This window comes from Streptomyces beijiangensis (genome assembly GCF_017315755.1).
Taxonomy (GTDB): Bacteria; Actinomycetota; Actinomycetes; order Streptomycetales; family Streptomycetaceae; genus Streptomyces; species Streptomyces beijiangensis.
In genome coordinates this window covers 1-12,302 of record NZ_JAFLRJ010000068.1, presented here as the reverse complement: position 1 = coordinate 12,302, position 12,302 = coordinate 1, and the positions used below count along the sequence as shown (strand labels likewise).

Genomic DNA, 12,302 nt, shown 5'->3' with positions numbered 1-12,302 from the left:
AGTCGGGCGGTCCGGTCTCACAGCCGGTCGGTCTGGTCTCACAGCCGGTCGGTGCCCGTCCCGCACCGGTTGCGCGCATCGAAGACGTACGACGCGCACCGCTCGACCATCGCGTAGTCGAAGACGTCGTGGTCCGTCGCCACGACCACCGCGTCCGCCTCCCGCACCTCGTCCTCCGTCAGCTCCACGCAGAGCAGGTCGCGCGGCAGGAGGAACGGTTCGGCGTACGGCTCCACGGCCCGGACCCTGGCCCCGCGCTCCTTCAGCAGCCCGGCGACCTCGACCGCGGGGGACTCGCGCACATCCCCCGTGTTCCGCTTGTACGCGAGGCCGAGCACCAGCACCCGGGCGCCGGCCAGCTCCATCCCGAGCTCCTTCCGCAGCCCCTCCGCCACCCGCCGCACCACGTACTCCGGCATGTGCTCGTTGATCTCGTTGGCGAGCGAGACGAACTTGACGTCGTGCTTCAGCTGCCGCCGCACCTGCCACGACAGATACGAGGGATCGACCGGCAGGCAGTGTCCGCCGACGCCCGGTCCCGGCAGGAACGGCATGAAGCCGAAGGGCTTCGTCGCCGCCGCCCCCACCGCTTCCCAGATGTCGACGCCGAGCGGCCGCGCGCACATCGCCAGTTCGTTGACGAGGGCGATGTTGACGTGCCGGAAGGTGTTCTCCAGCAGTTTGGTGAGCTCGGCCGTGCGCAGCGAGGAGACCGGGACCGTCCGCGTCACGATCCGGTCGTAGAAGGCCTCGACCGCCTCCAGTGCGTGGTCGTCGATGCCGGAGACGATCTTGGGGGTGTTCACCAGGTCCCAGCGTGCGTTGCCCGGGTCGATGCGCTCGGGGCTGTAGCCCAGGTGGAACCCCTCGGGTCCCGCCCGCAGCCCGCTGCCCTCCTCCAGGAGGGGGAGCAGGATCTCCTCGGTCGTGCCGGGGTACGTCGTCGACTCCAGGACCACCGTCGCGCCGGGGGTCAGGAGAGGGGCGACGGCGCGGCCCGCGCTCTCCACGTAACTCAGGTCGGGGACCCCGTCCCGCAGTGGCGTGGGCACGGTGATGACGCAGACGTCGAGGCCGGCCGCGTCGGCGTACGCCGTGGAGACCCGCAGCCGTCCGGAGTCGAGGACGGCGATCAGCCGTTCGCCGGTGATGTCCTCGATGTACGAGTCCCCGGCGCCCAGCCGCTTGACGCGCAGTTCGTCGGTGTCCAGGCCGGTGACCAGGAACCCCGCCTCCGCGGCCCGGACGGCCAGCGGCAGTCCGACGTAGCCCAGTCCGACGACGGCCAGGTGCGTGGTGGGGGCCGAGATTGCTGTGCTCATGCGGTGGTTCCCCGATTCAGCGGAAGCGGTCGTGTTATTCGACACATATTGGGACATAACGAACTACCTTGTGGATGGCTGAGCCAGATGCCGTTCCGGCATCACCCCGATACCGCAACGGCAACCGCAACCGAACGGGCGGCGCATGAATCCCTCGACGTACCTGGTCACCGGTGGTGCCGGTTTCATCGGCTCGCATCTCACCGACGCGCTCCTCGCACAGGGCCACACCGTGGTCGTGCTCGACGACCTCTCGACCGGCAGCAGGTCCAACCTCGACGCGGCCTGGCCCAACCCGCGGCTGCGCTTCATCCGCGGCTCCGTCCTCGACGGCCGCCTCGTCGACGAACTCACCGGCCGCTGCGACCGGGTGGTGCATCTCGCGGCCGCGGTCGGCGTCAAGCTGATCGTCGAGCAGCCGCTGACGTCCTTCCGCACCAACGTGCGCGGCACCGAGAACGTGATCGAGGCCGCGCACCGCCACGGCCGACCGATCCTGCTCGCCTCCACGTCGGAGATCTACGGAAAGAACTCGGCGGGCCCCCTCACCGAGACCTCGGACCGCATCCTCGGCGCGACCTCCGTCGCCCGCTGGTCGTACTCCACGGCCAAGGCGGTCGACGAGATCCTGGCCTTCGCCTACCACCGCGAACTGGGCCTGCCCACCACAGTGGTGCGGCTCTTCAACACCGTCGGGCCGCGGCAGTCCCCCGCGTACGGGATGGTCGTGCCGCGCCTCGTCCGCCAGGCGGTCGCGGGCGCACCGCTGACGGTGCACGGCGACGGCAGCCAGCGGCGCTGCTTCGCGCATGTCGCGGACGTGGTGGAAGCACTGCTCGGGCTCCTCGGTCTCCTCGGCGGGGCGGGCGCGGCCGGCCAGGTCTTCAACATCGGCACGGCCGAGGAGACGACGATCGCGGACCTCGCGGCCCGCATCGTGCGGCGCAGCGGCTCGCCGTCCCCGCTGGAACTGGTGCCGTACGCGCAGGCGTACCCGACCGGCTTCGAGGACATGGAAAGGCGCCTCCCCGACACCGGGCGCCTGCGGGCCCTCATCGGCTGGACTCCCAGGCGGTCCCTCGACGACATCCTCGACGCGACGATCGCCGAAGCGCGCTGCGAACTCGAACCGGCCCTGGTCTGACGGGTGTTGTACGGACTCGCGGCCACAGCCGCCGCACTCTTCCTCGCCGCCCTGCTCACCGAGGGCCTGCGGGCGCTCGCCGTGCGCACCGGAGTTCTCGACCGCCCCGGCGCCCATAAGGGCCATACCCGTCCCACCCCGCACTTCGGCGGGGTCGCGGTCGTCACGGCCACCCTGACCGTCGCGGCGATCGGCCCCTGGGACGTGCCCGTGCCGCTGCTCGCGGCGGGCGGGGCGGTCGCGCTGACCGGCCTGGTGGACGACCTCCGGCCCCTGGGGGCGCGGCCGCGGCTGGCCGTCGAGACGGGGGCGGCTGCCGTCGTCGCGTACGACACCGGGCTCACGCTCCTCACCGGCGTGCTGGCCGTCGGCTGGATCGTCTTCGTCACCAACGCCTTCAATCTGCTGGACAATTCGGACGGTGCGATGGGCGCGGTCGGCGCGGTCACCGCGCTGGGGCTCGCGCCCTGCGCGGTCGCCGCCGACCGTCCCGGCCTCGCCGTGGTGCTCTGCCTGCTGGCCGCCGCGCTCGGTGGATTCCTCGTCCACAACTGGCATCCGGCCCGGATCTTCCTGGGCGACTGCGGCTCGCTCTTCACCGGTTTCGTGCTGGCGTCGGCGGCCGTCGCGGTCCACGCGGGCTCGACCCCGGCGCAGGCCGCCGGCGGCCTGCTCACGCTGACCCTGGTGGTCACCGCCGACACCGCGCTGGTCGTCGCCTCCCGCCGCCGTGCGGGCCGGCCACTGCTGCTCGGCGGCACGGACCACATCGCCCACCGGCTCCGCAGGCTCGGGCTGACCGTGCAGGGCGCGGCCGTGGTGCTGGGGCTCGCGGCGGCGGCGGGGACGGGTGCCGGGATCCTGATCCACCGCGGAGTGCTGCCGCCCTCGGCGGCGCTGGTGTTCGTGGCGGGGGCGCTGCTGGCCGTCGTACGGCTGCTGAAGGTCCGGGTGTACGGGACGACACGGGCGCCCGCCCGGACGCGTACCCCCGCCATCGAGACGGCGCAGGTGCGGGCATGACACCGACGACTGCGGGCATGACACCGACGACCGCGGGCATCACACCGACGACTGCGGGCATGACCCTGACGACCGTCCCCTGCGCGGGCGTCCCGGTGGCCGCGACCACCCCCGCCCGCGCCGCCGAGACCCTGGTCGCGATGGCGGTACGGGGCGAGGCCGCCGACGTGCACCTCTGCAACGCCTACACCCTGGCCCTGGCCGACCGGGACCGCGCGCTGCGCGACCTGCTCCGCGCCTCGGCCCTGAACCTCCCCGACGGCCAGGGCGTGGTGTGGGCCAACCGCCTTGCGCACCGGGGGAGTTCACTGCCCCGCATGCGGGTCTACGGCCCCGACCTCTTCCTCGACGTCTTCCGTGAGGGCCGGCCGGCGGACGTACGCCACTACCTCCTCGGCTCCACCCCGGAGGTCCTCGACCGCCTCGCGGCCGAACTGCGCACCCGCTTCCCCCAGGCGAGGATCGTGGGCATCGAGTCGCCCCCGTTCCGCGAACTGACCGACGAGGAGCGGGAGTCGCAGCTCGTACGGATCCGAGCCAGCGGCGCTCAGATCGTCTGGCTGGGCCTCGGCACCCCCAAACAGGACCACGAGGCCGCCCGCCTGGCCGCCGCGCACCCCGCCGTATACGTCGCGGTCGGCGCGGCCTTCGACTTCATCTCAGGCAACAAGCCCCAGGCCCCGCTGTGGATGCAGCACCACGGCCTCGAATGGCTCTTCCGGCTCTGCAGCGAACCGCGCCGGCTGTGGCGGCGGGTGCTGTGGGGCCACCCCAGGTTCATCTGGGCCGTCTGCAAAGGGACACGAAAGGGATGCCGATGACCACTCTCCTCCACCGGATTCGGAGCACGGCACAGCGCTTCGGCATCGACATCGCCCGCTATCCGGCCAACTGGTCGGGACACCAACTCGTGCAGCTGCTGCGCCGGTTCGAGATCGACCTGGTGCTCGACGTCGGCGCGCACGCGGGCGGCTACGGCACGATGCTGCGCCGCTCCGGATTCAACGGCCGCATCGTCTCCTTCGAGCCGCTCAGCCGACCGCGCGCGGAACTGCGCCATGTCTCGGCCGACGACCCGCACTGGACGGTCCTCCCCTACGCGCTCGGCGACGAGACGGGCACGGCGACCATGAACGTCGCGGGCAACGCAGGCGCCAGCAGCTCGGTGCTCCCCATGCTGCCGCGCCACCGCGCCGCCGCCCCCCACGCCTCGTACACCGGTGAACAGCCCGCCGAGATGCACCGCCTCGACACCATCTGGGAGCAGATCGTCGCGCCCGGCGAGCGGGTCTTCCTCAAGATGGACGTGCAGGGGTACGAGGGCCGGGTCCTGGGTGGGGCCGGTGAGCGCGCGAGCGAATGCGCGGGCATTCAGACCGCGGCCTCGTTTGTTCCGCTCTTTGAGGACGGACTGCTGTTCACCCACGCACTCGCGCTGGCCGGTGGACAGTTGGGGATGACTCTGATGTCCGTTGTACCGGGCCTCACTGACCCACGCACCGGTCAGATGCTCCAGTGCGACCTGGTGCTCTTCCGCGAGGACCGTGAGGACCGCGAGGGCCGCAACGAGAGCCGCTTCTCCGGGGCCGCCCGTAAGGAGCCAGGCGAGCAGCAGCTCCCGGTCCAGCCGGTGCGCGGATGACCTCCCTGCGGATCGCACTCGTCCACAGCTTCTACGGCTCCGAGGCGCCCAGCGGCGAGAACGAAGCGGTGCTCGCACAGGCCGCGGCACTCGGCAGGGCCGGGCACGACGTCCACCTGGTGGCCGCCCGCACCGACGAACTGCGCGAGCGGTCCGGTTACGCGGCGAGGTGCGCGGTCACCGTGGCCACCGGACGAGGCCGCTCGCCCGTGCGGGAGCTGCGGTCCTTCGCACCTGACGTGGTGCACGTCCACAACCTCTTCCCGAACTTCGGCCGCGACTGGACGTCCGGATGGACGGGCCCGCTGGTGACGACCCTGCACAACTACCGCCCGCTGTGCGCCGCCGCGACCCTCTACCGCGATGCCGGCCACTGCACCAGCTGCCTCACCGGCGACCGCTGGGCGGGCCTGCGCCACGGCTGCTACCGCGGCTCGCGCACCGCCACCCTGCCGCTCGCCTGGGCGGGCCGGGGCGGAGTGGCCGCGGACCCGCTGCTGCGCAGGGCGGACCGGGTGGTGGTGCTCTCGGAGCTGAGCCGCGACACCTATGCGCGGGCCGGACTGCCCGTCGGACGCACGGCTCTCATCCCCAACTTCGTCTCCCCTGTGGACGCCCCGGCCGCCGGGCCGGGCTCCGCCTGGGTGTACGCGGGACGGCTCAGCCCAGAGAAGGGCATCGTCGATCTGCTCCGGAAGTGGCCGGAAGGCGAACGGCTCGACGTGATCGGAAGCGGTCCGATGGAAGCGGCCTGTCGGGCGGAGGCGCCCGCTTCGGTGCGCTTCCTCGGAGCGCTCGGCCGCGAGGAGCTCCGCCGCGGCCTGTCCGCCTACCGGGGACTGGTCTTCCCCAGTCGCTGCCTCGAAGGCGTACCGCTGGTCTATCTGGAGGCCCTGGCCGCCGGGCTGCCCGTACTGGCCCTTGAAGGTTCCACCGTCCCCGTGCTGGTGCGCGCCGAGGGGACGGGCCATGTCGTCGGCTGGGACACCCCGTTGGCGGACTCGCTGCGGGCTGCGGGCAGGGATTTCCCCGCGCTGCGTGAGCGCTGTCGCGAGGTGTACGGACAGCGGTACGGCGAGGAGGCCTGGGTGGGCGCGACCGTGCGGATGTACGGGCAGGCGTCCGGGCACGGGGCTGGGTCGCTGCCCAGTGCGATCCCTGTGGCGGCCGTATGAACACGGCACGCGTGACTGTCGTCCAGCCGTACCTCACCCCCTACCGGCTCCCTTTCTTCGCCCGGCTGACCGAGGAGCTCGCCCGCCGGGACATCGAACTCACCGTGGCGCACGGCAGACCGGTCGGTTCGTCCGCTCGGCGCGGGGACGGTCTCAGCCCCGCCGGAACCGTCCTGTTGCGACAGCGCGATTGGCAGATCGCCGGGCGCCGCCTGCTCTGGCGGGACCTGCGCGAGGTGGTCCGCTCCAGCGACGCCGTCGTACTCAGCCAGGAGCTGCGCCACCTGGACACCTACCCGCTGCTCGCCCGCCGCCGGGTGAAGGTCGCGCTCTGGGGGCACGGCAGGACGTGCCCGGTGCGCCACGGGGCCGTCCTGCGACACGCGAAAGCGGCCCTGACCCGACGCGCCGACTGGTTCTTTGCGTACACCGACGAGGGCCGCGAGTACGCCGAGCGGTCCGGTCTCTCGCCGCGGTGCATCACCGTCCTGAACAACGCGATCGACACGGCCTCACTCGCCGCCGCGCGCGAGAAGGTCGGCGACACCGAACTCCGGGAGTTCCGCGAGCGGTACGGACTGACCGCAGGGCGGACCGGGCTGTACATTGGCGCCCTCGACACCCCCAAGCGGGTGCCCTTCCTGCTGGACGCGGCGGAGGAACTGGCCCGTCGCATCCCGGGGTTCAGGTTGCTGGTGGCCGGGGACGGCGCCGAGCGTGCGCTGGTCGAGGGGGCCGGCCCTGCCGTGGTCTACACGGGCACCGCGTCCGACCGGGACAAGGCGCTGCTCGGGGCGGCGGCGGACATCATGCTCACGCCGGGCGCCGTCGGGCTCTGCGCCGTCGACTCCTTCGCCCTCAGGGTGCCCGTCGCTACTACCCGATGGCCATTCCACGGGCCTGAGTTCAGCTATCTGGAGCACGGGCGGAACGCTCTGATCACCACCGACGACCCGGACGCCTACAGCGATGCTGTGATGCAACTGCTTTGCAGTCCAAGGAGGTTGGCGTCCATGCGACGCTCCTGCCGGGTCGATGCACAGCGGTACACGGTCGAGGGAATGGCAGCCGCATTCGCACATGGAACGGAGAGGATGATCCATGGCGCGTGATGTACGCATGAGGCGCATTGTCCGGTACGGGTCGCTGGCCCTCGGGCTGCTCATCGTGGCCACGGCCGGGGTCGCCTGGATGCTCTATGCGCGGATCACCGGCAACATCCGTACCGATGAGGCGGCCACCCAGGCGCTCGACGCCGACCGCGCGGCGCGGCCGCGCGCGCTGCGGCCCGGGGCGCAGAACATCCTGGTGATGGGGTCCGACAAGGAGGGGAACTACGGCAGCGAGCGGGCCGACACGACGTTCCTGCTGCACTTGTCGGCGGACCGGAGCCGGGTCGCGATGGTGAGCGTGCCGCGCGACCTCATGGTGAGCATCCCCAGCTGCCGGGAGCCGGGCGGCGGCCGGAGCCGCGCCCAGTACGCCCAGTTCAACTGGGCGTTTCAGTTCGGGGGTTCGGCCTGTTCCATCCGTACCTTCGAAGACCTCACCGGGGTGCGCGTCGACCATCATCTGGTCGTCGACTTCTCCGGCTTCGAGCGGATCGTGAACGCGGTCGGCGGGGTCGACGTCAAGGTGCCCCAGTCGATGACGGTGCCGGACGACACCCTGGTGCTGAAGCCGGGCGAGCAGCATCTGAACGGGCATCAGTCGCTCGTCTTCGTACGCGCGAGGACGGGTGTCGGCGACGGCAGCGACCTGCAGCGCATCGAGCGCCAGAAGCAGTTCATGCGCGATCTGCTGGAGCGGACGCGCAGCGGCGGCATGCTCGCGAAGACGACCCGGATGTATCCGGTGCTGAACGCGGTGACGCAGTCGCTGACCGCGGATCCGGGCCTTGATTCGCTGGACGAGATGTACAGCCTGGTGGACGCGGCCCGGCGCATCCGCCGCAGTAGTACGTCCATGGTCAATGTGCCGGCCGAGGACCACCCCGAGTACTGGGGCCGTCTAAGGCTGATTGGCGGACCGTCGAAGGCGCTGTTCAAGGCGTTGCGCGAGGACCGTCCGCTGGCGAAGGTCGACGGTCCGTAGTTCCCCGGTGCCCGGTCGCCGTCGAGCGGGGCGATCTGGTGGGTCCAAGCGGCAGTAGTCGGCCTCTGCTGCTCGACGCTCTCGCCCCGTACCTGACCGCTGCGGTGTCGGCCGATGTCACGGCTGGTCTAGAGGATGGTGATCTGCCGGATGTAGAGCCTGCGTCGAGGCCATCGATGACCTCTGCGACGCCGTCCCAGTCCGCGATTCCAAGGATCCGTGCGTCCCGGTCAGACTCTTCCCGATGGATGGCTGGGCCGTGTTTGTCACGGCAATCAAGACTGAGGGTCTCTCTGTCCGACCTGATTCTTCAGCCGTGCGCGAATTGCCTGGCGCCCATGCCGGGGGATTGGGTACAAATCGCCCTAATCTCGTCACTGGAAACATCAGGCGACGAGAGAGCAAGCCCTATGCGCGTGCTGCACGTTCTGAATGAGCTCAGGGCCTCTGGGGCCGAGACCATGCTCCGCAGCGCTGCGGAGCAGTGGAGTACCCATGGGGTCGAGGCGGAGATTCTCGCTGTCGCGGAGGTGCCCGGACCGTACGCGGACGAACTGCGCGAGGCCGGCTACGTGGTCGGTCATGAATCGGACCGTGCGCTGCGACGCGTTCCAGCCCGGTTGCGGACGCGGGTGGCTGCAGGACGGTACGACATCGTCCATCTGCACGCCGAGCGTGGCAACTTCTGGTTCGCGCTGGCGGCGCGCAGTGCGGGTGCGGATGTGGTCCGTACTGTGCACAACAACTTCTCCTTCAGCGGGAAACTGGCACTGGAACGCACGGTTCAGCGCGGTCTCCTACGTGTTGCCCGCGTGGGCGCGCATGTCGCGGTGGGGTCTGAGGTGGCCGAGAACGAGTGGCGCCGGTTCCGAAGCCCGGCTCAGGTGGTCGACAATTGGTACGACCCCGTATTCGTACCGCCAGAACTGGAACAGCGCCGCAGAGCGCGGGCCGCGATGGAGGTCGGCGATGCGGAGACGGTGCTGGTCAGCGTCGGCAACTGCTCGCCGGTGAAGAGGCATGACGCTGTGCTGGCAGCGCTCGCCCATCCGCGCTGCCCTTCAGACATGCGCTATCTCCATGTCGGTGAAGAGGCGGAGGACCGGCCGGAGAGGGCGCTTGCCGAACGGCTCGGTCTGGCGGATCGAGTGCGTTTCCTCGGACGGGTCCACGCCCTGCCGATTCTGCATGCCGCCGATGTTTTTGTGATGCCATCCCGGTATGAGGGGATGAGCATTGCCGCAGTGGAGGCGCTCGCGACCGGTCTGCCTGCGGTCCTCGCGGACGCTCCTGGGCTGAGGGAGTTGGCTTCGGTATCCGAGGCTGTCACTCTCGCCGACACCGATCCGGGCACCTTGGCCGATGCGTTGGCCTCGGCGGCTCGGCGATCGAAGAAGCGGTCCCGGTCGGACGGGGTCGACGCAGTCGAGAAGATCCGGCTTCGGTACGGCATGACCCGAGGCGTGGCTGAGTACGCGGAGGTCTATCAGCGGCTGGTCACCCGCTGACGGCCGGGGCCGGGGCCCGATCGAGAGGTAGACGTCAGGCCGAGGCGGTGCGCCACGGCGTACAGGGGGAGCCGCTTCCATAGCAGCACCAGCCCACCGAGGACCGTCAGAGCGACTGTGAGACCGGTGTACGGGCCGCGTTCCGCCGCTGGCCCGATGGCGAAGAGGGCACCTCCGACGGCCGCGTGTGCAGCGTGATCGCGAAGTGCGGTTACGAAAAAGGGGCGTCCCCAGCGGACAAGCTGAGCCCCGTGTGCGGCGAGCGGACCTGTCACCGAAGCTGCCGTGAGCAGCGTCAGGCTGTGCTGCAGGGTGGCCGCACCGAGGGTGCAGGCGATAGCTGCTGCTGCCCAGCACTGGGAGCGGATCAGCGCGGCCGGGTCGTGTCGTACCTGGTTGATGGAGTCGCCCACCGATGTCACCAAGGAGAAGGCGGCACCTGCGGCGAGCAGAGGTACCAGGTGTCCGGCGAGCTCCCAGTCGGGGCCCAGCAGCAGCGGCAGCGCGGTCGGCCCGAGGGCCGCGACGGTGCCGAAGCCGATCAGCCCGATCGCTGAGGCGACACACAGCGCGTCGCGCTCGGCCCGTACGTCGTGGGACTCCGCCAGGACCGGCGCCACAGCCCGGTTGATGCCCTGGGCCAGCATGGTCAGCGGCAGCCCGGTGAACAGCGATGCCCGTGAGTAGTACCCGACGGTCGTCGGTCCCAGCAGCGCGCCGGCCAGCCAGAGCGGGGCCGTGTTGCAGCCGTACTGCACCAGGCTGTGCCCGGCGAAGAAGGTGGAGGGGCCGAGGAGTTCGGCCAGCGGGGGTCGCGGCCCGTCGGGGAGCTTCCGGGCGACGAGCAGCCGCAGCGAGCCCGCGAGCACGACGGAGGAGGCGATCGGGGCTGCGACTGCGAGGGCATACGGGTTCCAGCCGTACCCCAGCAGGATCACCGAGAGCCCGAACCCGGTGCATTGACCGAGAAGTTCGTACCGTACGACCTCTGCGGCGAGCCCCATTCGGCGCAGGGCTGCGGAGGCGGCCAGGGCCACTGGGACGACGAGGAACTGGGTGCTCAGCAGGCGCAGTAGTGTCACCAGCCCCTCAATATCCCAGAGCACACCTGCGGCAGGGGCGGCCAGTTGGACGAGGAGGAAGCAGCAGGCGCCGGTGATGGTGGTGGTGCGTAGCGCCAACCCGACGAGGGGACGCGTCAGCTCAGGGGTGCGCAGCAGACAGGTGGCTACTCCGCCGTTGGCGAAGTAGCCCAGCAAGCCGAGGACTGCGGTGGCGATGGCGTAAGCGCCGAAGGCGGTGGGTGCCACGAGGCGTGCGGTGCAGGCCGTGTAGCCGAGCTGGAGGACCACGGTCAGGGCCGACCCCGCGTAGTTCCACAGCAGGCTGCGCGCTGCCGAGCGGGCGGTGGTCATGGCGCCGCGCACCGGGCGGGACCGAAGGCGGCCCACGGGTCGTCGGGCGGGGCGGGCAGCGGAAGATGCCGACTGAGCATGTGCAGCAGCGCCTCGCGTTCGGTGAGCCGCTCGCGGACCCAGGCGCTGCCGCGCGCACCGGCCGCCGCCAGGGCCTGTGGGTCCGCTCGCAGCAGGCAGCGGGCGAGTTCGACGGCCGCCTCGGGGGTGTCCGCGAGATGCAGGCCGTGGTCGGGCCCGGGCAGCCAGTCCAGGCCGGGCTGCCGGGAGTTGATGTGGTTGCGGCCCGTACTCAGGGCAATGGGGAGCCGGTCGGAGTAGTAGCCGTGGTGGTGGTTGTAGTGGTCCCAGCCCGCGGTGACACGGGCTCGGCGCAGGACGGGGACCTGTTCGGCGAACGGCACAGGACCCCGCGCGCCCGGGCCGCGCCAGCCTCTTCCGTACACCCGGGTGCGGGTGCCGGGGAGCCGCTGCAGACCGTGTACGAGGCGGGCCCGGTCACGGTTTCCCACAACGCGTTCCAGCAGTCCGAAGCGGAGGTAGCGGTTGCCGATGAAGGCGATGTCGTCACTGGGGGGCGTGTCGGCGGGCGGTTCGGCGGAGGGAAGGGGCAGCACGTTCGGTACGTAGTCGATCCGGCCGGGAGCGAGAGCTCCGAGCAGTGCCTTCTGTTCCCCGACGGCGACGCTGAACACCGCGTCCGCGTGGCGCAGCCAGGCCCGTGCGGCGGGGGGCAGTTGCTTGGACCCGCCCCAGGCGTCGCCCTCCCAGAACACGACGGGGGGCGAGCCCAGCAGGCGCAGCAGATCACGCACCTGGCCTTCCCTCCAGGGAAAGGATCCTGGCGTCTGTACGAAGACGAGCCGGGGCGCCGCCTCCCCGGCCGTCGCGACGGCGCGCGCGAGTCCGTCCGCGCGGGGGGAGATCACGGTGTGCGTGAGGTGCCCCTCGGCGGCCAGGGCGGCGAAGGCCGCCACGA

At 71.0% G+C, this 12,302-nt stretch carries 11 protein-coding genes and 1 pseudogene; 9 read left to right on the top strand and 3 right to left on the bottom strand.

Features of this window, described 5'->3' with window-relative positions; genetic code table 11:
- Nucleotides 1–38: 38 nt before the first annotated feature.
- The gene (locus J0695_RS08005; RefSeq protein ID WP_206961166.1) at nt 39–1,322 is read right to left on the bottom strand and encodes a nucleotide sugar dehydrogenase; all 1,284 of its coding nucleotides are present in this window, start codon (nt 1,320–1,322) and stop codon (nt 39–41) included.
- A gap of 145 nt (nt 1,323–1,467) precedes the next feature.
- Here J0695_RS08005 and J0695_RS08000 point away from each other — a divergent pair, with 145 nt between their 5' ends.
- The 9 genes and pseudogenes from J0695_RS08000 to J0695_RS07960 all read left to right on the top strand — a co-directional run bounded on the left by J0695_RS08000 (nt 1,468) and on the right by J0695_RS07960 (nt 9,908).
- Entirely contained in the window at nt 1,468–2,466 is a 999-nt protein-coding gene (locus J0695_RS08000; RefSeq protein WP_206961165.1) for an NAD-dependent epimerase/dehydratase family protein, read from the top strand.
- 3 nt (nt 2,467–2,469) lie between these two features.
- Nucleotides 2,470–3,489 (top strand): MraY family glycosyltransferase, encoded by a 1,020-nt coding sequence (locus tag J0695_RS07995; RefSeq protein ID WP_206961164.1) that lies wholly within the window; start codon nt 2,470–2,472, stop codon nt 3,487–3,489.
- Nucleotides 3,486–4,310 (top strand): WecB/TagA/CpsF family glycosyltransferase, encoded by an 825-nt coding sequence (locus J0695_RS07990; RefSeq protein WP_242552357.1) that lies wholly within the window; start codon nt 3,486–3,488, stop codon nt 4,308–4,310. The genes J0695_RS07995 and J0695_RS07990 overlap by 4 nt, the downstream gene beginning before the upstream one ends.
- Nucleotides 4,307–5,131 (top strand): FkbM family methyltransferase, encoded by an 825-nt coding sequence (locus J0695_RS07985; protein ID WP_206961163.1) that lies wholly within the window; start codon nt 4,307–4,309, stop codon nt 5,129–5,131. The genes J0695_RS07990 and J0695_RS07985 overlap by 4 nt, the downstream gene beginning before the upstream one ends.
- The gene (locus J0695_RS07980) at nt 5,128–6,306 is read left to right on the top strand and encodes a glycosyltransferase family 4 protein (RefSeq protein ID WP_206961162.1); all 1,179 of its coding nucleotides are present in this window, start codon (nt 5,128–5,130) and stop codon (nt 6,304–6,306) included. Before J0695_RS07985 ends, J0695_RS07980 begins: the two co-directional genes overlap by 4 nt.
- A complete protein-coding gene (locus J0695_RS07975; protein ID WP_206961161.1) occupies nt 6,303–7,418 on the top strand; it encodes a glycosyltransferase family 4 protein in 1,116 nt (371 codons plus the stop codon). The genes J0695_RS07980 and J0695_RS07975 overlap by 4 nt, the downstream gene beginning before the upstream one ends.
- A 7-nt stretch (nt 7,419–7,425) precedes the next feature.
- Complete coding sequence (locus tag J0695_RS07970; RefSeq protein WP_206961160.1) at nt 7,426–8,400, top strand: LCP family protein; 975 nt, start codon at nt 7,426–7,428, stop codon at nt 8,398–8,400.
- 160 nt (nt 8,401–8,560) lie between these two features.
- Nucleotides 8,561–8,836: pseudogene (locus J0695_RS07965) on the top strand (DUF397 domain-containing protein); the annotation flags it as partial.
- The gene (locus J0695_RS07960) at nt 8,811–9,908 is read left to right on the top strand and encodes a glycosyltransferase (RefSeq protein WP_206961159.1); all 1,098 of its coding nucleotides are present in this window, start codon (nt 8,811–8,813) and stop codon (nt 9,906–9,908) included. The pseudogene J0695_RS07965 and the gene J0695_RS07960, both read left to right, overlap by 26 nt.
- Here the strand turns inward: J0695_RS07960 and J0695_RS07955 are convergent.
- Both J0695_RS07955 and J0695_RS07950 read right to left on the bottom strand, forming a co-directional pair.
- Complete coding sequence (locus tag J0695_RS07955; protein WP_206961158.1) at nt 9,887–11,323, bottom strand: oligosaccharide flippase family protein; 1,437 nt, start codon at nt 11,321–11,323, stop codon at nt 9,887–9,889. The two genes, J0695_RS07960 and J0695_RS07955, sit on opposite strands and share 22 nt — an antisense overlap.
- On the bottom strand, nt 11,320–12,302 hold a 983-nt coding region (locus J0695_RS07950; RefSeq protein ID WP_206961157.1), incomplete at its 5' end, for a glycosyltransferase family protein. The genes J0695_RS07950 and J0695_RS07955, both read right to left, overlap by 4 nt.